The sequence below is a fragment of the Acetobacter sp. AN02 genome, assembly GCF_029759835.1.
Lineage (GTDB): Bacteria > Pseudomonadota > Alphaproteobacteria > Acetobacterales > Acetobacteraceae > Acetobacter.
In genome coordinates this window covers 16,967-38,780 of the sequence record NZ_JAJJND010000015.1, presented here as the reverse complement: position 1 = coordinate 38,780, position 21,814 = coordinate 16,967, and the positions used below count along the sequence as shown (strand labels likewise).

At 59.1% G+C, this 21,814-nt stretch carries 21 protein-coding genes; 9 read left to right on the top strand and 12 right to left on the bottom strand.

The window, feature by feature from the left end; translation table 11 throughout:
• Positions 1 to 285 (top strand): integrase core domain-containing protein (locus LOC54_RS03235; protein ID WP_279312390.1); only part of this gene is annotated, 285 nt, incomplete at its 5' end.
• An 817-nt stretch (positions 286 to 1,102) separates the two neighbouring features.
• Here LOC54_RS03235 and LOC54_RS03230 read toward each other — a convergent pair.
• The 3 genes from LOC54_RS03230 to LOC54_RS03220 are packed head-to-tail and all read right to left on the bottom strand — an operon-like array spanning position 1,103 to position 4,277.
• Positions 1,103 to 2,233, bottom strand: a complete 1,131-nt coding sequence (locus LOC54_RS03230) for an acetoin dehydrogenase dihydrolipoyllysine-residue acetyltransferase subunit (protein ID WP_279312389.1) — start codon at positions 2,231 to 2,233, stop codon at positions 1,103 to 1,105.
• Positions 2,234 to 2,236: 3 nt separating this feature from the next.
• The gene (locus LOC54_RS03225; protein ID WP_279312388.1) at positions 2,237 to 3,265 is read right to left on the bottom strand and encodes an alpha-ketoacid dehydrogenase subunit beta; all 1,029 of its coding nucleotides are present in this window, start codon (positions 3,263 to 3,265) and stop codon (positions 2,237 to 2,239) included.
• Between the two features lie 46 nt (positions 3,266 to 3,311).
• Entirely contained in the window at positions 3,312 to 4,277 is a 966-nt protein-coding gene (locus tag LOC54_RS03220) for a thiamine pyrophosphate-dependent dehydrogenase E1 component subunit alpha (RefSeq protein ID WP_279312387.1), read from the bottom strand.
• 236 nt (positions 4,278 to 4,513) lie between these two features.
• Here LOC54_RS03220 and LOC54_RS03215 point away from each other — a divergent pair, with 236 nt between their 5' ends.
• A complete protein-coding gene (locus LOC54_RS03215; RefSeq protein WP_279312386.1) occupies positions 4,514 to 5,455 on the top strand; it encodes a helix-turn-helix domain-containing protein in 942 nt (313 codons plus the stop codon).
• Positions 5,456 to 5,509: 54 nt separating this feature from the next.
• On the opposite strand, the gene infC is transcribed toward LOC54_RS03215, so the two are convergent.
• The 4 genes from infC to LOC54_RS03195 all read right to left on the bottom strand — a co-directional run bounded on the left by infC (position 5,510) and on the right by LOC54_RS03195 (position 10,165).
• A complete protein-coding gene (gene infC, locus LOC54_RS03210; protein ID WP_279312392.1) occupies positions 5,510 to 6,046 on the bottom strand; it encodes a translation initiation factor IF-3 in 537 nt (178 codons plus the stop codon).
• A gap of 176 nt (positions 6,047 to 6,222) precedes the next feature.
• On the bottom strand, positions 6,223 to 8,160 hold the full coding sequence (thrS, locus tag LOC54_RS03205) for a threonine--tRNA ligase (protein WP_279312385.1): 1,938 nt from the start codon (positions 8,158 to 8,160) through the stop codon (positions 6,223 to 6,225).
• A gap of 104 nt (positions 8,161 to 8,264) precedes the next feature.
• Positions 8,265 to 9,188, bottom strand: a complete 924-nt coding sequence (locus LOC54_RS03200; RefSeq protein WP_279312384.1) for a glycosyltransferase family 9 protein — start codon at positions 9,186 to 9,188, stop codon at positions 8,265 to 8,267.
• Positions 9,185 to 10,165 (bottom strand): hypothetical protein, encoded by a 981-nt coding sequence (locus tag LOC54_RS03195; protein ID WP_279312383.1) that lies wholly within the window; start codon positions 10,163 to 10,165, stop codon positions 9,185 to 9,187. The genes LOC54_RS03200 and LOC54_RS03195 overlap by 4 nt, the downstream gene beginning before the upstream one ends.
• Positions 10,166 to 10,282: 117 nt before the next feature.
• On the opposite strand from LOC54_RS03195, the gene LOC54_RS03190 reads away from it, so the two are divergent.
• The 6 genes from LOC54_RS03190 to LOC54_RS03165 all read left to right on the top strand — a co-directional run bounded on the left by LOC54_RS03190 (position 10,283) and on the right by LOC54_RS03165 (position 16,952).
• Positions 10,283 to 11,470, top strand: coding sequence for a glycosyltransferase family 4 protein (locus LOC54_RS03190; RefSeq protein ID WP_279312382.1), 1,188 nt, complete (start codon positions 10,283 to 10,285; stop codon positions 11,468 to 11,470).
• Positions 11,461 to 12,372, top strand: a complete 912-nt coding sequence (locus tag LOC54_RS03185) for a LysR family transcriptional regulator (protein WP_279312381.1) — start codon at positions 11,461 to 11,463, stop codon at positions 12,370 to 12,372. Before LOC54_RS03190 ends, LOC54_RS03185 begins: the two co-directional genes overlap by 10 nt.
• A 78-nt stretch (positions 12,373 to 12,450) precedes the next feature.
• A complete protein-coding gene (locus LOC54_RS03180; RefSeq protein ID WP_279312380.1) occupies positions 12,451 to 14,127 on the top strand; it encodes an alpha-keto acid decarboxylase family protein in 1,677 nt (558 codons plus the stop codon).
• Positions 14,128 to 14,170: 43 nt separating this feature from the next.
• Positions 14,171 to 14,914, top strand: coding sequence for a (Fe-S)-binding protein (locus LOC54_RS03175; protein WP_279312379.1), 744 nt, complete (start codon positions 14,171 to 14,173; stop codon positions 14,912 to 14,914).
• Positions 14,911 to 16,365 (top strand): lactate utilization protein B, encoded by a 1,455-nt coding sequence (locus LOC54_RS03170; RefSeq protein WP_279312378.1) that lies wholly within the window; start codon positions 14,911 to 14,913, stop codon positions 16,363 to 16,365. Before LOC54_RS03175 ends, LOC54_RS03170 begins: the two co-directional genes overlap by 4 nt.
• On the top strand, positions 16,362 to 16,952 hold the full coding sequence (locus LOC54_RS03165) for an LUD domain-containing protein (RefSeq protein WP_279312377.1): 591 nt from the start codon (positions 16,362 to 16,364) through the stop codon (positions 16,950 to 16,952). Before LOC54_RS03170 ends, LOC54_RS03165 begins: the two co-directional genes overlap by 4 nt.
• Before the next feature lie 54 nt (positions 16,953 to 17,006).
• On the opposite strand, the gene LOC54_RS03160 is transcribed toward LOC54_RS03165, so the two are convergent.
• The 5 genes from LOC54_RS03160 to LOC54_RS03140 all read right to left on the bottom strand — a co-directional run bounded on the left by LOC54_RS03160 (position 17,007) and on the right by LOC54_RS03140 (position 20,514).
• Positions 17,007 to 17,663 carry a DUF799 domain-containing protein gene (locus LOC54_RS03160; RefSeq protein ID WP_279312376.1) on the bottom strand — a complete coding sequence of 219 codons (657 nt, stop codon included), beginning with the start codon at positions 17,661 to 17,663 and terminating at the stop codon, positions 17,007 to 17,009.
• A 7-nt stretch (positions 17,664 to 17,670) separates the two neighbouring features.
• Positions 17,671 to 18,099, bottom strand: coding sequence for a DUF4810 domain-containing protein (locus LOC54_RS03155; RefSeq protein ID WP_279312375.1), 429 nt, complete (start codon positions 18,097 to 18,099; stop codon positions 17,671 to 17,673).
• 29 nt (positions 18,100 to 18,128) lie between these two features.
• Positions 18,129 to 18,791, bottom strand: coding sequence for a CsgG/HfaB family protein (locus LOC54_RS03150; RefSeq protein ID WP_279312374.1), 663 nt, complete (start codon positions 18,789 to 18,791; stop codon positions 18,129 to 18,131).
• A 140-nt stretch (positions 18,792 to 18,931) separates the two neighbouring features.
• Positions 18,932 to 20,182: an FAD/NAD(P)-binding oxidoreductase gene (locus LOC54_RS03145; RefSeq protein ID WP_279312373.1), complete on the bottom strand. Its 1,251-nt coding sequence runs from the start codon at positions 20,180 to 20,182 to the stop codon at positions 18,932 to 18,934.
• Positions 20,183 to 20,262: 80 nt separating this feature from the next.
• Positions 20,263 to 20,514 carry a DUF3297 family protein gene (locus LOC54_RS03140; protein WP_279312372.1) on the bottom strand — a complete coding sequence of 84 codons (252 nt, stop codon included), beginning with the start codon at positions 20,512 to 20,514 and terminating at the stop codon, positions 20,263 to 20,265.
• Between the two features lie 115 nt (positions 20,515 to 20,629).
• Here LOC54_RS03140 and LOC54_RS03135 point away from each other — a divergent pair, with 115 nt between their 5' ends.
• The gene (locus LOC54_RS03135) at positions 20,630 to 21,790 is read left to right on the top strand and encodes a hypothetical protein (RefSeq protein WP_279312371.1); all 1,161 of its coding nucleotides are present in this window, start codon (positions 20,630 to 20,632) and stop codon (positions 21,788 to 21,790) included.
• Positions 21,791 to 21,814: the final 24 nt, after the last annotated feature.

The window sequence follows — 21,814 nt, the reverse complement described above, 5'->3', positions numbered from 1 at the left end:
GATATCGAGCATCGGCTGACAAAGCCGCGACATCCCTGGACGAATGGCCAGGTCGAGAGGATGAACCGCACGATCAAGGACGCCACCGTCAAGCGTTTCTACTACGAAACGCATGACCAGTTGCGTCAACACCTCGCTGACTGCGTTGCCGCCTGCAATTTCGCCCGCAGGCTCAAGACCCTGCGCGGCCTCACGCCATACGAATTCATTTGTCAGCAATGGGAAAAAGAACCATCAAGGTTCATACATAATCCGCACCATCAAATTCCGGGACCAAACAGCTAGTTATTCCCGTGGTAGGTGAATTTACTGAGGCGGGAGCTTGTCTTGTCGGAGGTATTTTCGGTGGAATTGGGTTAGGCGCCGCAGGTGGTTTGGCTGGTGGAAAGTTATCATCTTCTCTGTATGAATATACAACACAATTTTTATGGTTGTAGGATAACTCGATATGAAAGAAATAAATATTAAATCTATTTCGGTCAGTCCGGGGGAGTAGATAAAATTTATGTTTCTGTCATCGGCGGTGTAGAAAATATAGAGGTATTTGGAAATAAAGTAGAATGTTGTGTTAAGTGGTGGGGGAAAAATATTATATTTTTAACATATGATGACTTTGATACCCTTCTTTATATATACCTGATTGATATCAAAAAAAATAATATAATAGATTCAATTATATTGGGAGAAATTGGTATCTATCCACATGTGGCGATAGGAGGGGATTTTTTTTCTAATGCCTTTATAAAGAATTCAAACGTAATCTCGTTTCAATTTTATAAAAATATGCAGTGGGATTTGTATTTAAGTAAAAATTGATATAGAAAATTTCCTTTAACCAATTTATGTATAATTTTACAAAAATGGAGATTAAAACATTATCTTAAATTGAAAAAATCTAGATTATTTATTTTGTATTTAATTTTTATGTTGGTGAGGAAATATAATAACTTATCTTTTATATAATTTTGAAAATATTCATAAAATTTAAGAAGAAATTACATAAGAATCAGAAATTCCGGTAGAATCCATGAACTTCAGACAACCGCCAGCCCCGCAACGCTCCGGCCCTGAAAGCCCGGAACGTCGCAGGTAGCGGCAGCCCTCAGGATTTCGCAGCAAAATCCTTCAGCTTTGCATTGATCTCAGCCGCCTTTTCCAGCTGCGGCATATGTCCCGTGCCGGGGAAAATGCTGACAGGAACCTCCGAAGGCAGACCCTCGCTCCCGCTGACGGGAAGGATCTCGTCCTCAGCTCCCCACAGAACCTGAACCGGCCCTTTGTAAGCCTCGAGAAGCGGACGAAGATTTTCCTTCTGCTGCCCGTTCTCGAAACTTGCCTTCGCCAGTGTGGTCAGGCCAGCAACGGCACCGTCCAGACGCTTGAAGCGGATAATGCCCTCAACCATCTGCCGTGAGACAAGCCCCTTGTCATGAACCAGAAGCTGCAGAACCGGCTCCAAGGTCTTGCGACGATCAGCCGTGATAAAACCGTCGATAAACTCCTGATTGATCGTTTTCCCCAGACCAGCCGGAGCAATCAGGGAAAGGGACGCCACCCGCTCAGGCGCAAGCCTGGCAAGCTCAAGCGCAACCGCCCCGCCCATCGAATGACCGCCGATATGAGCGCGGTCTATCCCGAGAGCATCCAGAAGATCCCGGGCAACAGCCGCCAGCATCGCAGGCGTGCCGTCCCCCACATCCTTCGTGGACTCACCATGCCCGGGCAGATCGAAAGTAATCACCCGCGTCGTGCCGGACAGATCGCCCTGGTTGAGCATCCAGTTCGTTAGATCGCCGCCAAAACCATGAATCAGCAGCAGCGGAACACCCGCATCGCGTGCCCCCGTGTCCTGAACGCGAAGACGCCGGGTGCCGACATCAAGCATCTCAGGCTCGGATGAGGCCTCATCAGCCCCGTCCTCATCACCGGCAACAAACTCGCTCTGAAACTTCTCAATAAAGGCATCGATCTCCGCATCGGAAACATCGCTTCCGGCCAGAACGCCAAGCAGCGCACCGACCGGAAGGGTCTCACCCGCCGGAGCCACCTGCCGGCGCAGCGTACCGGCAGCAGGACTTTCATAGACGTTCGTGATCTTGGTCGTCTCGATCTCGGCAAGCTCCTGACCGGCAGTCACCGCGTCGCCGGGGCTGACCAGCCAGTCCGCAAGCTTGCCTTCCGTCATGGCGAGGCCGAATTTCGGCATGGTGACGGGCGTAATGGTACCGGCCATGTATCAGGCCTCCTGCTTTGCTTTGTAACCCATGACCGACTTCACGGCGGCTTCAATCCGCGCCGGATCGGGCATGTAGAGATTTTCGAGAACCGAAGCGAACGGAACCGGCGTATGCGGCGGCGTCACACGACGGATCGGTGCCTTAAGGGCATCAAACGCCTCCTCAGCCACCAGAGCCGCAACATCAGTGGCCATGTTGCAGCGCGGGCTGGACTCATCAACGATCACAAGACGCCCGGTCTCGGCAACGCAGTCCAGGATCGTCCCGGTGTCCAGAGGAGAGGTCGTGCGCGGATCAATCACCGTGCAGGTAATACCCTCCTTCTCCAGACGATCCGCCGCCTGGTTGGCAAAATTCACCATCCGGCCGAAGGCGACAATCGTAACGTCATCCCCCTCACGCGTCAGGTTCGCCTCACCGAAGGGGATGGTGTACGAATCATCAGGAACATCCTCCTCATCGTCATACATCACCTTGTTCTCAAGGAAGATCACAGGATCATCATCCCGGATCGCCTCGATCAGAAGCCCCTTGGCCTCATAGGGAGAGGAGGGAATGACAACCTTCAGACCGGGAATATGCGTGAAAAGGGGATAGAGCGCCTGGCTGTGCTGGGCCGCAGCCGAGAACCCCGCGCCATACATCGCCCGGATCACCAGCGGAGTGCGCGCCTTTCCGCCGAACATATAGCGGAACTTGGCCGCCTGGTTCATTACCTGATCAAGACAGGAGCCGATGAAATCCACAAACATCAGCTCGGCAACAGGCCGCAGACCCGTGGCCGCCGCACCGGCCGCAGCCCCGATATAGGACGCCTCGCTGATGGGCGTATCAAACACACGCTCCGCACCGAATTCCGTATAAAGCCCCTTGGTCACCCCGAGCACACCGCCCCAGGCATCCGGATTATCCGCACTGCCGCCCTGACCGCCCGCGACATCCTCACCCATGAGAATGACACGCGGATCACGGCGCATTTCCTGACGCAGGGCCTCATTGATGGCCTGGCGAAAACTCTTCTTCGACATGGCTTAACTGTTCCGTTTCGTTGTCTGAAAAAAGATGAAAGCCCGCTCAGTAGCTGACATAGACATCCTGCATGAGAGCTTCCGGCTCAGGCAGCGGCGCAGCCTTGGCCTTAATGACAGCCTGCTCGATCTCATCGCGGACACTGGCGTCAATCTCATCAAGACTGGCAGAATCCAGCAGGCTGATTTCAGTGACTTTCTCACGGAATTTCTTCAGGCAGTCCTGCTCGGCCCGCTCCTTCGCCACCTCGCCATTCGCGCGATAGGTCATCGCATCGCCCTCGAAATGGCCATACCAGCGCGACAGATGCACATGGACCATGGCCGGTCCCTTGCCGGCACGCGCATGGGCAATTGCCTCGCCGGCCGTCTCGTGAACCGCAAAGAAGTCAGTGCCGTCACACTCAAAATAAGGAATACCGAAACCGGCCGCCCGATCCTTCTGCGTCCCCGCACAGGCATAGGAAGACGCCGTCGCCTCGCCATAGCCGTTATCCTCAACAACGAAGACAGCAGGAAGATTCCAGACCGAAGCCAGATTCAGACTCTCAAGCGTCGTGCCCTCGTTGGACGCACCGTCACCATAAAACGCGACAGCAACACCCCCATCCTTGAGCACCTTATGAGACAGCGCCGCACCGCAGATCAGCGGCGGCCCGCCACCGACAATGCCGTTCGCCCCGAGCATGCCAAGGGAAAGATCGGCAATATGCATCGATCCGCCCTTGCCACGGCAGACACCGGTGCTGCGGCCATAAATCTCAGCCATCATGCCATCCACGCCGACACCCTTGGCAATGCAATGCCCGTGTCCGCGATGCGTGCTCGCAATGGTGTCCGTGTCCTTCAGATGCGAACAGACACCGACGCCGGACGCTTCCTCACCGCAGTAAAGGTGTACGAAGCCCGGAATCTCGCCCGTCGCGAACTCGACATGAAGGCGCTCCTCAAAATCACGAATGGTCCGCATGGCGCGATAGGAGCGCAGAAGAACTTCCCGTGGGATCTGCATCTTTTTCTTCTCCGGAATGTCTGAACACCGGAGGCGACATCCGGAAAAACCATCCGGCCACCGCCTCGTACGCCCTCAGGAAGCGTCAGCCACACGGAGGCGTAAAGCATGCGTAAGGATATGGTCACGCCCATGTGAAACGCCCGGGGGCAGACTGTCGCAGATGTGGCGCATAACAGTTACTGATCCCGCGTATAATCCGCGCACATATCCGCTCATCCTCATGGAGACAGGCAATGGCTTCAGGACCGGTCAGCAACGATCAGCTCGCAGCGATTCCGCAGCGGCTCCGCTCCTCATGGCTGCGATGCGCCGATGCATACGGGATCGATTCCGGCGGACGGATGCTCGAAGAGCTGCTGTGCCCGGCAGAACTGCGCCAGGTCCGGGAGCAGATGGGCAGCATGATGAAGGCAACGGACCCCGAACTCGACAGACTGCACGGGATCGTCTCGAACCTGGACTACACCGTGCTTCTGGCCAACCCGGACGGCATCATCGTGTCGCGTCGCGGAGATGCCCCGTTCGAGAAAGGCTGCCGGAGATGGCATCTCTGGCCCGGCGCCCGATGGGGAGAGGATCTCGTCGGGACAAACGGGGTCGGAACATCACTGAGGGAAGAGCGGCCCGTCACGGTCCATATGGACCATCACTGGCGGCTGAACCTGCGCTATCTCACCTGCACGGCTGTCCCGTTCTACGGACCGGACGGAAAAGTCGCAGGAACGCTGGACGCAAGCTCCACACGCCCCGATCCCACAGGACGCGTCGGAACAATGATGGAAGCCGTGCTGATCGATGCAGCCCGCAGACTGGAACGCAGAAGCTTCCTCGAAGCCTTCCATAACCGGACCGTGGTGATGCTGGGCGACGGAGACGACATCTCCCTGCCCATGGTGGCGCTCGATGAATCGCGTGTGATCGTCGGAGCCACGCAGGCCGCGAGAAAAAAGCTGAACCTGCCGGAAGGAGACACCTCAGGCGTCAGCTTCGATCTGAGCGCACAGGCCGCCGGCATCCCCGATTTCCGGGAGGCCGAACGCAGCGTGATAGAAGGCGCGCTCGCCATGTCTCAGGGCAAGATCACCCCTGCAGCCAGACTGCTCGGCATCAGCCGCTCAACCCTGCACCGCAAGATAAAAGCCATGAGCGCGACATCCCCGGAAGAACCGCAATAAAAAACGCCGCCCTCCGGAGAGAGCGGCGCAGAACCGGAAACAGCCAGGACCCGCTCAGCGGGGAGCGAGGACCATAACCATCTGACGGTTCTCAAGGCGAGGCATCTGCTCGACCTTGGCTTCCTCTTCCATGTCCGTGCGGATGCGCTCAAGAACCTTCACGCCAAGATCCTGATGCGCCATCTCACGACCACGGAAACGCAGCGTGACCTTAACCTTGTCACCGTCACCGATGAACGATTTCATGGCGCGCATTTTGACCTGGTAGTCATTCTCGTCGATATTCGGACGAACCTTGACTTCCTTGATCTCGATGATCTTCTGCTTCTTACGGGTCTCGTTACGCTTTTTCTGCTGTTCGTATTTGAACTTGCCGTAATCGAGAATCTTGCAGACAGGGGGTTCGGCGTTCGGGCTGATCTCAAGAAGATCAAGGCCCTCGCCATAGGCGCGCGCAAGCGCTTCACGCATCGGAAACACGCCCAGCATCTCTCCGTCCTGATCAATCAGTCGGACCTGCGGAACGCGAATCTCCTCGTTGACACGCGGCCCCTCACGATTGGCGGGGGCGGGAAGCGGTGGTCTGGCTATGGTAGGCTCCTGTAACTATTCAATCCGGACAGAGGAAGCGCCAAGTATGTAACTGCCTCCGTGTGCGGCAATGTGTGCCCGATCTGTCCGAAAATCAAGCACTCCTGAGCAAAACCGCCCTTCATGTGGCGGCTCTGACACGTATGTGAGACGCGCCCGCCCGAAAGGGCAGGGCATCACTCTTTACGGGCGCGGAGAATATCCGGTGGCGTCGCCTCAGCCGCAAGACCGGAAACCGCTTCCTGCAGAGACAGAATCTCCTGAGCCGCACCGCCAAGACGCCGCATCGCAACGGTCTTTTCCTCAGCCTCCCTGCGCCCGACAACAAGAATCACCGGAACCCTGGCAAGCGAATGCTCACGGATCTTGGCGTTGATCTTGTCGTTGCGCACATCGGTCTCAACCACCAGACCAGCCCTGCGCAGGGTATCGGCAACCTCATGGGCATAAGCCTCGGCATCACTGACGATGGAGGCCACGACAACCTGAACCGGAGCCAGCCAGAGCGGAAACTTCCCGGCATACTGCTCGATCAGAATACCGATAAAACGCTCGAACGAGCCGAGAATCGCGCGGTGCAGCATAACCGGCCTGTGCCGGGCACTGTCCTCCCCGATATAGGACGCATCGAGTCGCTCCGGCATGACCAGATCAACCTGAAGCGTTCCGCACTGCCAGTCACGACCGATCGCATCGCGCAGAACGAACTCCAGCTTCGGACCATAAAAGGCCCCTTCGCCGGGGTTATATTCGTATTCCACACCGGCAATACGGCAGGCCTCGATCAGCGCGTTCTGCGCCTTCTCCCAGGTCTCGTCCGAACCGGCACTGGCCTCCGGACGATCGGCATATTTCACACGGAAGCTCTCAAAGCCGAGATCGCGATAGGCTTCCGTCAGCATGTTCACGAAGCTGACGGTCTCATCCGCAATCTGATCTTCCGTACAGAAAATATGAGCATCATCCTGATTGAAGCCGCGCACGCGCATGATGCCATGCAGCGCCCCCGAAGGCTCATAACGATGACAGGCTCCGAATTCAGCCATACGCAGCGGCAGCTCGCGGTAGGACCGCAGACCATGCCGGAAAATCTGCACATGACACGGGCAGTTCATGGGCTTGAGGGCAAGCGTCTTGTCCTCGTCCTCCACAGTCGCAATGAACATGTGGTGGCGATACTTGTCCCAGTGCCCCGAAGCCTCCCACAGAGAACGGTCCACCAGTTGCGGAGTGCGGACCTCCTGATAGCCGTGACGGGTCTGAACACGACGCATGTAGTCCTGAAGGGCCGTATAAAGACGCCAGCCCTTGGCATGCCAGAACACCTGACCGACCGCTTCCTCCTGAATATGAAAGAGATCCATCTCCTTGCCGATACGGCGATGATCGCGGCGCTCGGCCTCCTCAAGCTGGAAAAGATGAGCCTCCAGCTCCTTTTTATCGCGCCAGGCCGTACCGTAAATGCGTGTCAGCATCGGATTGCGATGATCACCGCGCCAGTATGCCCCGGCAACCTTCATCAGTTTGAAGGCATTGCCGACATCCGCCGTTCCGCGCAGATGCGGACCACGGCACAGATCCAGCCACTCTCCCTGACGATAGATCGAAATCTGCTCGTCCTCAGGCAGGTCACGGATCAGCTCGGCCTTGAAACGCTCGCCGCGCTTCTCGAAAAATGCGATCGCCTCATCACGCGGCCAGACCTCACGGGTGAACGGCGCATTCGCAGCGACGATCTCCTGCATCTTCGCCTCGATGACGCTGAAATCATCCGGCGTGAACGGCTCGTTGCGATAGAAATCGTAATAGAAACCATTCTCGATGGACGGACCGATCGTCACCTGAGTGCCGGGAAACAGCGCCTGAACGGCCTCGGCAAGAACATGCGCCGCATCATGGCGGATCATCTCCAGCGCCTCAGGATCCTTGCGTGTAACAAAACGGATCGCGGCATCGTGCTCAACAGGCAGGCCGATATCGCGCAGCTTTCCGTCCACCTCGATGGCAAGAGCGGCCTTCGCAAGGCCGGGACCGATCGAGGCGGCGATTTCCGTGCCCGTCACCGGCCCGTCATACTGGCGAACGGTTCCGTCAGGCAGGGTAATGGCAAGCATGGAATTCGGGCTCCGCTATAGTTCCGGGACCGGTTACATAACCCGGAAGCGTGAAAAAACGTGAAACGCAACACTCCGCTCCTCAGAGACGGAATCGCGGTCTTTTAATGCCGCCGGGAGAGTGTTCCGGCAACCCTCTCAACCGGAAGTGTCGTAAGATCAGCAACCCTGAGCACCTCAACCTGCCCGGGAGCACGCCCCAGAGGCGCAGTCAGAGCCGGATCGCTCCCCGCAGAAAACAGCACCAGAGACGGGCAGCCCATGGCCGCGGCAAGATGCATCGGCCCGGTATCATTACCCACGGCCAGAGAAGCCCCCGAAAGCAGCGCGGCAAGATCGGGCAGGGAGGTCCGCCCCGTCAGATCGCGGGCCTGCGGGCACAGCGTCCTGATCCTCTTCGCAAGCGGCGTATCGGCAGCCGTCCCCGCAATGACCGGCTGCATCCCGCGCCCGGCCAGCCACACGGCCAGCTCTCCGAAACGATCCGCAGGCCAGCGTTTCTCCGGACGATGCGGCGCCGCACCCGGAATGAGAACCGCCCGGGGCGGCAATCCGGCCTCATGCTCCGCTTCTCCCGCAAGCCAGGAAAGATCAGCCTCGGGAACCTCCGCAATACCGGCCATCCGGAGCTGGTCCCGCTGCCTGGCCCGTGTATGCATCAGATCCCGCACGGGACTGGCATGGGGCAGCAGACACCCCGGAGCAATGCCGGACCAGTTTTTCTGCCCGGCCAGAAAAAAATACCTGGAGGAGCGGGAGGACGTCTGAAGGTCATAAATCCGGTCATAACCGCGCAGCCTGCGACGCAGATCAAGAAGCCCGCGCAGATCACTCCAGCGCGGACGATCATCCGTCAGAACACGATCGAACCAGGGGCTGAGCCGGGCCAGGGAAACAAAAGGCGCCGTGGTCAGCAGCGTGATCTCCGCCTCCGGATGATGCCTGCGGACAGCGGAAAAAGCCGGAAAGCTCTGGATAAAATCACCCAGAGCCCCAAGCCGGATCACCAGAATGCGCCGGATCGTCATGGGGAAGGGGACGTGTCCGGGTCCGCATCCAGCAGCGCAAGATCCTGCCTCGCATAATCAGCCGCAGGCTCATCGGACATGCGGGAGACAACCTGCTCCCAGTCCCCCCGCGCGCCAGCAATATCGCCGCTCCGCATACGGATCACGCCCCGCTCGACAAGCGCATCGGCATCCTCCGGATTGCGTGCAAGAGCCAGATCAATATCCCGCCGGGCATCAGCAAGCCGGTTCAGGCTCCGCTCCGCCCCGGCCCGCAGAACCAAAGCCTCCGCAGGCATCGTTTTGTCAGGCCCCATCTTCTGCAGATCCGCCAGCGCCTCCGCATCCTGACCAAGCGACAGCAGCGCCCGGTCCCGCACAAGCCGTGCAGACAGATCACCGGGGCGCAGGGACAAAGACAGCGTGGCCGCATCAAGAGCCTTCGCCGGATCGCGGATCATCAGCCAGGCCTCGGCCGCCTCACGCGCCATCGTTGCACGCCCGGCAACCGTATCCTCCCCTTCCGCACGCCGCGCCGGGGGCGGCTGGCGGGCAAGCGTATCAAGACGCTGCGCCCCGGTCAGCGTATCGCCAAGCTCGATCTGGGCAAGAGCATCGCAATGCGCCGCACTGCGGGTGTGCATCGCATCAGCGGAAGCCGCATAATCCCGCGCACCATCAGGATCCTCGGACAGCATGGCCAGACACGCAGCCTCCGAAAAAACCGCCGGCATCGGCTTCTTCACATGCTTTATCTCGTGATGCACGACAGCCGCACGCGCAGGAAGAATGAGGGAGGAACATCCCGCAATCCCCGCAGAAAACAGCAGAACCCCCGAAAGACACAAAGCCCAGCGCCCCGCAGCAGCCAGGCCGCACCGTGCGGAAAAAACAGGAAACACACGCATGCGCGCCCGCTGCCCCCCCCCGGTCCGGCGGGCGAGAATTCGTGTGCGGGCAGAGGCCACACGATGCCGAAGGCTGACAGAAAACGTCATAATATCAGTATTGGCGCGTGTCACAGCCGTCCGGTCAAGAGGAATGATCAGGCTCCCCCGGCTTTCCCGGAGAAAACATCCTCTCTGCCGCCGGATATTCCGTGATAGAAACCGCTCATGCCCCATTCTCCCGAACCGCCTGTTATCCTTCAGATTCTCCCGGCCTTAAACGCTGGGGGCGTGGAACGCGGCACGGTGGAAATGACAGCAGCCATCGTCCGGGGCGGCGGAACCGCACTGGTGGCAAGCGCGGGCGGGCGGCTGGTCCCGGACGTGGAGCAGGCAGGCGGACGGCACATCCTGATGGAAGCAGACCGCAAAGACCCGCTCTCCCTCCTCAGAAACACCCGTATCCTCCGGGAGCTGATCCTGCGCGAGACCGTCAGCCTGATCCACGCCAGATCCCGCGCCCCGGCCTGGATCACGCGCCTCGCCTGCCGGAGTACCGGAACGCCTTTCCTCGCCACCTGGCACGGCGTCCACAAAGAGGGCTTCCCCGGCAAGAAACTCTGGAACGGCGCACTCGTCTCGGGGGAAAGAGTAATCGCCATCAGCGACTATATCGCAGACCGCCTGGCCGGGCGGTACGGAGCCGGACCGGACCGGCTGCGCGTCATCCCGCGCGGCGCCGATACGGACCGCTTCAGCCCCGGCGCCGTCACGGATGACCGCCTCTTCGCCCTGGCCCGCGCCTGGACCCTGCCGGACAACGCCCCGGTGATCCTGATGCCAGGACGGCTGACAGACTGGAAAGGGCAGGCCATCGTCCTGCAGGCCCTCTCCCGCCTCGCCGGAACCCTGCCGGTCCCGACCGTCTGCGTCTTCGCCGGTGAAGGCCCCTCGCTCGCTCGCCTGCAGCAGCAGGCCGCACAAGCCGGACTGAGCAGCCAGGTCCGCTTTCCCGGACACTGCTCAGACATGCCCGCCGCCTTCGCCCTCGCAACGCTTGCGGTCGTTCCCTCGCTCCGGCCCGAACCGTTCGGCCGCGTGGTGGTGGAAGCCCAGGCCATGGAATGCCCCGTGATCGTCACCGCACACGGAGCCGCACGGGAAACGGTAATCCCGGGAAAAACCGGACTGCTCATCCCGCCGGATGATGCGGAAGCCCTCGCCACGGCCATCCGGCAGATTCTGACGATGTCGGACGAACAGAGACAAGAGACAGGCCGGCAGGCCAGACAGCATGTCCTCGCCCGCTACACCACACGCTCCATGCAGGCAGCCACCCTCGGCGTCTATGACGAAATCCTCGGAACCGGGCTCCGCCAGACATTCCTCAAAAGCGGAGAGCCGTCATGGAACTGAGACATCTGCGCTACTTCCTCGCCATAGCAGAGCAGGGCAGCTTCACCCGCGCCGCGGAAGTGCTCGGCATGGAACAGCCGCCGCTCAGCCAGCAGATCCGCCAGTTCGAGGAAGAACTCGGCGTGCGCCTGTTCCAGAGACTGAGCCGCGGCGTACGCCTCACCACGATCGGGGAAGATCTGCTGCCCCAGGCACAGGCCATTCTCGGTATGCAGAAACTGTTCCTCACAACCGCGCAGGGCCTGGCACGCGGCGAACGCGGCCTGATCCGCGTCGGACTCGCCGGAGCCGTCTCCTTCCTGCCGGTCATCCCCCTCACAATCAGGAAATTCCGTGAAACATGGCCCGGAATCACGGTCTTCCTGGAGGAAAGCAACACCCCCGCACTGAAGGAAGCCCTGGCAGCCCGCCAAGTGGACGTGGCCATCATCCGCCCCCCCATGCCGGACAGCGAAGGAATCGCAATCCACCACCTCCTGGCAGAACCGACCGTGGTGGCCCTCCCCAAAGGACATCCGCTCGCCGCAGATGATCACATTTCGTTGTCCGACCTCGCCGGAGAACCCTTCATCCTGTTCCCGCGCGAACTCGGACCAGGCTTTCATGACGCCATCCTGTCAGCCTGCCACAACGCCGGTTTCACCCCCCTGATGGGGCAGACAGCCCCGCAGATCGCAGCAACCGTCCCGATGGTCGCCGCAGGTCTCGGCATATCGCTCGTCCCGCAGTCTCTCGCGCAGATTCACGCGGAAGGCGTGACATTTCACCCCATCTCCGGACCGGCCCCCTCCGCCGATCTGGCCATCGCGTTCTCAAAAGGCCAGCATCAGCCGCTGGTCAGCCGGTTCGCCACTGTTCTGAGAGAAGCCTGCAATCTTGATATATCTGTAAAATATAGATGAGTTGGCGTCCATATATTGGACATTATGGGAACCTCTGCTCATTCTGCGCGCCATGATGTCCACATACGGAGATTTTTCATGACCTACACAGTCGGACAGTATCTCGCGGATCGCCTCGTGCAGATCGGCCTGAAAAAGCATTTCGCCGTCGCTGGTGACTATAACCTGGTCCTGCTGGACCAGCTCCTGAAGGCCGACGGCCTGGAGCAGATCTACTGCTGTAACGAACTCAACTGCGGCTTCTCCGCCGAAGGCTACGCCCGCGCAAACGGCGCAGCCGCAGCCGTCGTGACCTTCAGCGTCGGCGCGATCTCGGCCATGAACGCCATCGGCGGTGCTCATGCGGAAAACCTGCCGGTCATTCTGATCTCAGGCTCCCCCAACAGCAATGACTACGGCTCAGGCCGCGTCCTGCACCACACGATCGGCGGCACGGACTACGACTATCAGCTCGAAATGGTGCGCCACGTCACCTGCGCGGCAGAGCGCATCACCGACGCGGCAACCGCCCCGGCCAAGATCGACCGCGTGATCATGGAAGCCCTGAAGCAGAGCAAACCGGCCTATCTGGAAATCGCCTGCAACATCTCCTCCGCGGAATGTGCCCGCCCCGGCGCGTTCCCGATGCACCTGGTCAGACCGTCCTCCGATCAGGCCAGCCTCAAAGCCGCCGTCGCAGCCACGAAAGACTTCCTCAAAACGCGGGAAAACGTGGTTCTGCTGGTCGGAAGCAAGCTGCGCGCCGCACACGCCATGAAAGAAACCGTCGCCCTGGCAGACCGCCTCGACTGCGCCGTGACGATCATGGCCGCGGCAAAAAGCTTCTTCCCGGAAGACCACGCAGGATATCGCGGTCTCTACTGGGGAGAGGTCTCAACACCGGGAACACAGGAGCTGGTCGAGAAAGCAGACGGCCTGATCTGCCTCGCTCCGGTATTCAATGACTACTCCACGGCAGGCTGGACCGCCTGGCCAAAGGGAGAGAACGTCCTCGTCGCAGACCCGACATGCGTCACGGTCGCAGGCCAGGTGTTCGAAGGCGTGGCCCTGAAGGACTTCCTGCATCACCTCGCAGCGGAAGCCGATCCGAAACCGGCCTCGGCAAAAAACAGCACATACAAACCGCAGACAATCGCCGCCGCCGATCCGGCAGCCCCGCTGACAAATGACGAGATGACGCGCCAGATCAACGCGATCATCACCCCCGACACGACCCTGACGGCAGAAACGGGTGACTCCTGGTTCAACGCCACCCGCATGGCACTCCCCGGCGGCGCCCGCGTCGAACTGGAAATGCAGTGGGGACATATCGGCTGGTCCGTCCCGTCCGCTTTCGGAAACGCGGCCGGATCGGAAAACCGTCAGCACCTGCTCATGGTCGGAGACGGCTCGTTTCAGCTTACGGCCCAGGAAATGGCCCAGATGGTCCGCCACGAGCTGCCGGTGATCATTTTCCTTGTCAACAATAAAGGGTATGTTATCGAGATCGCCATCCACGACGGTCCGTACAACTATATCAAGAACTGGGACTATGCCGGTCTGATGGAGGTGTTCAATGCCGGAGAGGGTCACGGTCTCGGCCTGAAGGCAACAACAGGTGCGGAACTGGCAGACGCCATCGCAAAGGCGCAGGCCAACAGACGGGGCCCGACCATCATCGAATGCTCACTTGAGCGCACGGACTGCACGAAGGATCTCATCCGCTGGGGCAAGCTCGTGGCGGCCGCAAACTCCCGCAAGCCTCAGGTGGTCTGAGGAAACGGGATCTGCGTATCGAATGTGACTGAGGAGCAGAGTGGTGAAAGTCGGTTTGTTTGTCCCGTGCTACGTGGACATGCTGCATCCGGAAGTGGGTGTCGCCACTCTGGAACTCCTGGAACGCTTCGGACTGGATGTTGAATATCCGCAGGACCAGACCTGCTGCGGACAGCCGATGGTCAACACCGGCTGCGAGAAGGAGGCCGCCGCAACGGAGGCCCTCTTCGTCCGCAATTTTGAACAGTACGACTACGTGGTCATGCCCTCCGGAAGCTGCACCAACCAGGTCCGGAACAACATGACAGCCGTGGAGCAGACAGACGCTGTAAAACACGTCCGCTCCCGCACCTACGAACTCGTGGAATTCCTCCACGACGTGCTTAAGGTGGAGGAATTCCCCTGGGCCGAATTCCCCCACAAGGTGGCCCTGCACAACAACTGCAACACCCTGCGGAACCTGCGCATCGCCAGCATGACCGAACGGCGCGAGGAATTCTTCTCCAAACCGATCGACCTTCTGAGCAAGGTCAGAGGACTGGAAATCGTAAAACTCTCCCGCCCGGACGAATGCTGCGGCTTCGGCGGCACGTTCTCGGTGTTCGAGGAAGGCATCTCGGCAAAGATGGGCCACGACAAGGCCATGGATCAGCAGGCCTCCGGCGCACAATACGTCACGTCCTCGGACGGCTCCTGCCTCCTGCACCAGGAAGGCTGCGCCCGCAGAGCCGGAACCGATGTGAAATACATCCACATCGCGCAGATCCTCAACGGAGCACGGGCATGACGGAAAAAGCATCGGGGATCACGGAACCGCAGCCGAGAGGCGCGGTCATCAGGGGAAACCACCCGGTCGATCAGTCAGAAGCCGCCGGACGCTTCATGGCCGCCCCGATCCACCAGAAAATGCATGACGCCCGGCTGTGGGACCTGCGGCAGAAACGCGATGCGGAGATGCATATCATCCCGGAATGGGAAGATCTCCGCCAGCTGGCCTCAGATATCAAACAGCACACCCTCACGCATCTGGACCAGTATCTGGAACAGTTCGAGACCAACGCAAAAGTAAACGGAATTCATGTTCACTGGGCAAAAGACGGCCAGGAACATAACAGCATCGTGCTGGAAATCCTGAAAAAACACGGCGCGAAAAAGCTCATAAAAAGTAAGTCCATGCTGACCGAGGAATGCGATTTCCGGCACAGCATGGCAGAAAACGGAATTTCCGTCATCGAGACCGACCTCGGAGAGCGCATCCAGCAGCTCGACGGGGAAATGCCAAGCCATGTCGTGGTCCCCGCCGTACACAAACTGCGCTCGGACGTGGCTCAGGTGTTTTCAAAAACACTCGGCACGGACCCGGATAATGACGATGTGCATTATCTCACGGAACAGCAGAGGGAAACCACACGCCCCCTGATCCTGGATGCCGATGCCGGCATGACCGGATGTAATTTCGCCGTCGCGGAAACAGGCACCGTGGTCGTGTGCACCAACGAAGGCAACGCAGACCTCTCAGCCAACACGCCGCCGCTGCACATCGTATCGATGGGGATCGAAAAGGTCATTCCGCGCCTCGACGATCTCCCCGTATTCGTCCGGATGCTCTCCCGCTCCGCACTGGGATCTCCCATCACACAGTACACCTCGCATTTCCGGGGCCCGCGCAAAGGCGGAGAGATGCACATCGTGCTGGTCGATAACGGACGCACGACACGCCTCGGAATGGAAAAATTCTGGACGTCGCTCAAATGTATCCGCTGCGGCGCCTGCATGAACACATGCCCCGTCTTCCGGCGCAGCGGCGGACTGAGCTACGGCGCAACCTATGCAGGACCGATCGGCCTCATCCTGGATCCGACGTTCAACAAGCATAAATACAGAAATCTCCCGTTCGCATCGACAATGAACGGAAGCTGCACGAATGTCTGCCCGGTCAAAATCAATATCCATGAACAGATCGCGGACTGGCGGAAAGAACTGGCCTCAGTCGGGGAAATCCCCTTTGCCAAAAAGGCGATGATGAAAGCCGCCGGGGAAATTCTCGCAAGCCCGAAGCTCTACCGCGCAGGCCTGCCGCTCGCCAACAGCACACTGAGGCACCTGCCGCGCTTCATGCTCTATAACCGCCTGAATACATGGGGGCGCGGACGCGAGATGCCGCATGCCCCCAGGGAAACTTTCCATCAGTGGTATGCACGCAACCGTGCCGGTAAAAAGAAGGATGTTTCAGAATGAGCAGCCGTGATGCGATTTTTGAAGCCATCCGTAGAAACCGTCCCGCCGGCGATTTCCCGCATCCCGTCGTTCCGCTTTTCGATGATGCACCACCACAGGATCTCAGACCGCAGTTCATCCAGACACTGCAGCGCATGGGCGGCAAACTCTCCGAGCCCCGCAACGGAGATCCCTTCGCGGATCTGAAAGACATGCAGGCGCAGAACCCGGGGAAAATCCTTTCCGTGGTCCCGGAGTTCCAGGGAGATACCTCACTGGAAGATAACACGCTCCCCGCAGATCTCGCAGATGTGGAAATCGGCGTCGTCCGCGCCGCTTTCGGCGTGGCGGAAACAGGATCAGTCTGCTTCACCGACCGCCTCCTGAAGATCAACACGCTGGGATACCTGCCGCAGCACCTCTTCGTGCTTCTCGATCCGGCAAAAATAGTCTTCAACCTGCACAATGCCTATAAACAGCCCGAATTCCGGGAAGGCCACTACGCCGTATTCCATACCGGCCCGTCCGCAACAGCCGATATCGAAGGCGTCCTGATCCGGGGCGCACAGGGCGTACGCTCCCTGAACGTCATTTTCATGCCCGGGTAAACAGGCCGGAATAAACAGAAAAGGAGCGTGCAGGAAACACGCTCCTCATTCTCCTCAGTCCGTCCCGTATTTCGGGGAGCGCGGCCCGTAAAGAAGGCCGTTCGGAGGTCCGACCGCAAGAAGATTCCGGCTGGCCTGAGCGGCAAGCCCGTAACTTGCGTCAGAAAGACTGTTCGCGACCTGAGAAACTGCCGCACTCACAAGCATGCCAAGCAGATTTCCACCGCTCGACTGCTGGACGGCGGAACCCGTACCGCTCCACAGAACGCTGCCCGTCCGGAGATCGACAAGCTTGGCGGATGCCGCAACCGACACCGTGCTGTCGACGACATGGTAATGTGAACCATACTGGGTCACGGTCGTATAAAGTGCGGCGTCAGCACCGAAAATCTGCCTCAGCTTCGCAGCAGGAACCTGGATAATATCGTTCGGCGTATCCAGACCGTTCTGCCTGAACGTCTCGGATTCCACAGCCGCAGGAATCACGTAATACCCGGCTTCAGCCAGAGGATGACCCATCTGGGACAGCATCCCCGGCGTGGCAGAGATGTCCGTCGTCTGATTGACCGGAGGCAGAATAAGAACGCTCCTGGGTTTGGCATCCCGGAAGGCCGTATAATCGATCTTCGGCTCCGAACTGCCACAGGCACTCAGAACAAGCATAAGAGAGGCGCTGGCCAGAATACGAAAAGAAGTACGTATATTCATCATCTTTTCCTTATTTCGACGCAGCGGCACTGCCGGTCGCAGCCGGCTGAGCGGAGGCAGGGGCAGGCGAGACAGCAGCCACCGTCCGGACCTGACCCATATTCTTCAGCAGAAAATCCATATAGGGCGCGGCTTCAGGAAACTGCGTCTTTTCCTGAGTGAACTCCTGAGCAGCCAGATCGCCCCGGCCGCTCGCGGCATCCAGTAGTCCGAGATGAGCATGAAAACCCGGAGGTAGCGCCAGATTCTGCGCCTGAGCCTGCTGCTCATCCTTCTCCATGGCAAGAACCTGAGACTGGGGATCTGTCTGCCCCTTCAGATAGGCATAGGTCTGGTCAGGATAATTCCCCCAGTAATAAAGAGGCCGCTGGGACTGGCCACAACCTGAAAGCAGGCCGAGAAAGGCCAGGCTCGCAAGAGACGTTTTGCGTAACATCATTGGAAACTCTGTTTTTCGGGAGGAACGGATCAGCGAAGGGTGCCGGCATCAACCTGGGAGGACAGATGATTCACCGCATCCTGAATCGCAAGATCAAGAACCTTGCCATTGAGCGTGGAGTCATAGCTGGCCGTACTGCCGAAACCGAGCACCTCACGGCTGGACAGGCTGTATTCGGCAGCCCCCTCACTCGTCGCGACAACAGCAGACGTCAGAGGATTGACGATCTGCACGCTCACCTTGGCATAGGCAACCTGGCTCCGCCCCTGACCGGCAATGCCGAACAGCTGCATATCCCCGGTCTCCTTGCGGCCGAACGCCGTCACATCACCGGTGATCAGGTAGCGCGCACCCTGAATCGACTGGCCCTGATGCAGAAATCCGGACTCAAGACGGGACTCGGAAAGGTTGTCACGATCAAGAACACTGAAACGACCACTCTGCTGCAGACGGGTCAGCAGAATCGTGCGCGCCTGATTTCCCAGACGATCAATACCGTCAGAGAAAATACCGTTCATATAGTTTGACCGGTTGGCAAATTTACCTGCAGCAATACTTACACGGGGGCCGTTATACGGAACCACAGCCGAACTGACCGGAGGAACGGGGAGCGTTCTTGAGTTCTCCTCGGCGCAGGCAGCAAGCCCGAGCAGAGAAAGAACAAGAACACCGCATGAAGATTTCAGACGCAATACCATGATCCTGTAAGCTGGATGAGACAGAACCACAGTTTGTTACAATATTGGAAATATTATGTAAATTCATGGCAGGTAGCAGGCAGGAAAAACGACCTGCTACCTGCTACCTGCTACCTGCTACCTGCAGATCAGTATCAGGACTCTTTCGCCCATTCCTGATGATGAGGCACCTGCGGATCCGTCCCCTTAAGGATCATGTGCCAGTACATCGGCAGGAAGACATGAGCCTTGAGGAACCAGGCAAACCGGCTGGCCTTCCTCTGGTCATACGGAAAACTCGGAGCCGGTTTCCCGCCATACAGGAACTCAGCCAGCACCACCTTGCCGTAAGACACCGTCAGAGGGCAGGCACCATACCCGTCATAGCTCGCCGGTATCGGATGCCCGTCAAGAGACGCCAGCAGATTGGTCACCACAACAGGCGCCTGAGCCCGTGCCGCCGCCGCCGTCTTGGCATTGGACGTCCCCAGAACATCGCCCGCGCCGAAAATATTGTCATATTTCGTATGCATCAGTGTCGCAGGATCGATGTCCAGCCAGCCGCCGGAATTCGCCAGAGGACCGGACCTGATGAAATCCGGCGCGCTCTGCGGCGGCGTAACGTGAAGCATATCGAACTTCTTCGTAACGCTCGTCTCGGACCCGTCCGGCCCCGTCACCTTAAACGTCGCCGTCTTCCCGGGACCATCAACAGCAGTCAGCGTGTGTTTGTACTGCACGTTGATCCCGTAATAATCCACGTAGCTCTGAAGGGCAGGGCGGTAATACCCCACACCGAACAGCGCATCACCGGAAAGACAGAATTCCACATCCGCCCGGTTGAGAATTCCCTCCCTGCGCCAGTAATCAGCTGCAAGATAGGCAATCTTCTGAGGAGCACCCGCGCACTTGATCGGCATCGGCGGCTGCGTGAACAGCGCAACACCGCCGGAAAACGTCTGCAGACAGGTCCAGGTGTATTCAGCACCCGCCGCGGAATAGTTACTGCAGACCCCGTTCTTCCCAAGCGTCGCGGAAAGCCCCCCGATCGCGTCCCAGTCCAGCTGAAGCCCGGGACAGACCACAAGACGGCGATAGCCGACACGCCGCCCGTCAGACAGCGTCACCATCCGCTCATCAGGCTCGAACGAGGCAACGGAAGCCCGCAGCCACGTAACACCCTTCGGAATGACGCCGCCTTCCTGACGCAGGGTCTTTCTCAGCGGGATCACCCCCGCTCCCACAAGCGTCCAGCCGGGCTGATAGGCATGGGTCGTGGAGGGATCAATCACGGCAACGGAAAGCTGCGGTCGCTGGCGCTTCAGACGCGCGGCAATGGCTATGCCGGCCGTGCCGCCCCCGACAATAACGACGGTAAAAGCTTCAGATGCGGATGTCTCGCTCATCTCTCATCTTCCTTCTGCTGCTCCGGTATTCCGGGCAGCATGCGGCGATCAGGGGATGCCTGTCTACATCTGAGAACGGATCAGGAAGCAGGGCTGTCATCCTTGAACCAGACCTCGACAGGGCCGGACAGCCTGATGGTCATGGGATTCCCCTGACGATCCAGAGTCTTGCCGACAGCCACCTTCACCCAGCCCTCGCTGATGCAGTATTCCTCGACATTGTGCTTCTCAACACCCTTGAACCGCACGCCCACACCACGCGCCAGAAGCTCATTGTTGAAAAACGGGCTGATCGGATTGACGGAAAGACGATCGGGAGGCGTGTCGGTCATGTTCAGAACTCCGGAATTATGGATCGGTACGCTTCAATCGGACATTCTGCCACAAGGAGCAACCGTGCAGCCCCATGTTTACCTGAAATTATAGGCTTTCACACATGCTCCCCCGATGCAGACCAGCACCTCTCTCGACAGATACGATCTGGAGAACATCCTCCTGATGGAAAACCGCGCGCTCCCGCCCAGGGAACGCGCGGAAATGCACTATCATCTGTGGGAAATATGCCAGGCCGAAGGAAAACCGGACCTCGCCATGTCCCATCTGGCAGCCGCGATGCTGACAGATCCCCTCCGCATGGCGCCGGAAACCGGAACCCCGCCCGCCCGGACCATCCTCGCCATCAATGCCGCCGGAACATTCCAGACCAACCTGCCTCTGGGCATGCTCCTGGACGATACCACCCGCCTGCACACGCTCTGGCTCCCCGATAACGGCAGAATCCCGGAAAGAACCAGGCGGAGACTGGAAAACATAGCCCCGCAGCTCGACTGCATCTTCCTCTGCATCGCAGAAGACGCCGCCCTCAGCGAAACTATCCTCGCGGCAGACAGACTCGCCCGTAAAACCGGCGTGCCGGTCATCGGCAGCGGAGAGGCCGTGCTCGCGCTCTCCCGCACCGGCGCAGCCTCCGTATTGCCACACTCCGCTGATATCATCCTCCCGCAATGCAGACGTATCAGCATGGCAGACAGCACCGCGGCCGCCGCCGGTCTGAACTTTCCGGTCCTGATGCGCCCGGTCTCCTCCCACGCAGGCCGGAAACTGGTGAAGGCAGAATCCATACAGGACTGGCAGCAGGCCCTGAAGGACTATGCGCAGGACGAGGATCTCTTCGTCACGGATTTTACGGATTACCGCGGCCCGGACGGGCTGTGGAGAAAATACCGGGCCGTATTCGTGGAAGGCAGACCCTTCCCGGTCCACATGGCCATCCATACGGACTGGGCCGTCTGGTACTACAAAGCCCGTATGGAACTCTACCCGGAACGCCGGGCCGAAGAGACCCTGTTCCTGACTGATATGCAGGCAGCCACAGGAGAGAGAGCTGCCAGAGTCCTGGAGGCCATAGGCCGCGCGGTGCCCCTGGATTATTTCGGTCTGGATTTCGGGGTGGATGCACAGGGAAGGCTGATCGTGTTTGAGGTCGAGACAGGCATGATCGTCCACGACCAGGATTCCCCTGACGTATTCCCCTATAAAAGGGAGCCCGTCAGGAAAATCCGCCAGGCCGTGGAGGCAATGGCAGATCGCAGGGCAGGCAGGTGCTGACAGATTTTGTTCTGGCGGATAATT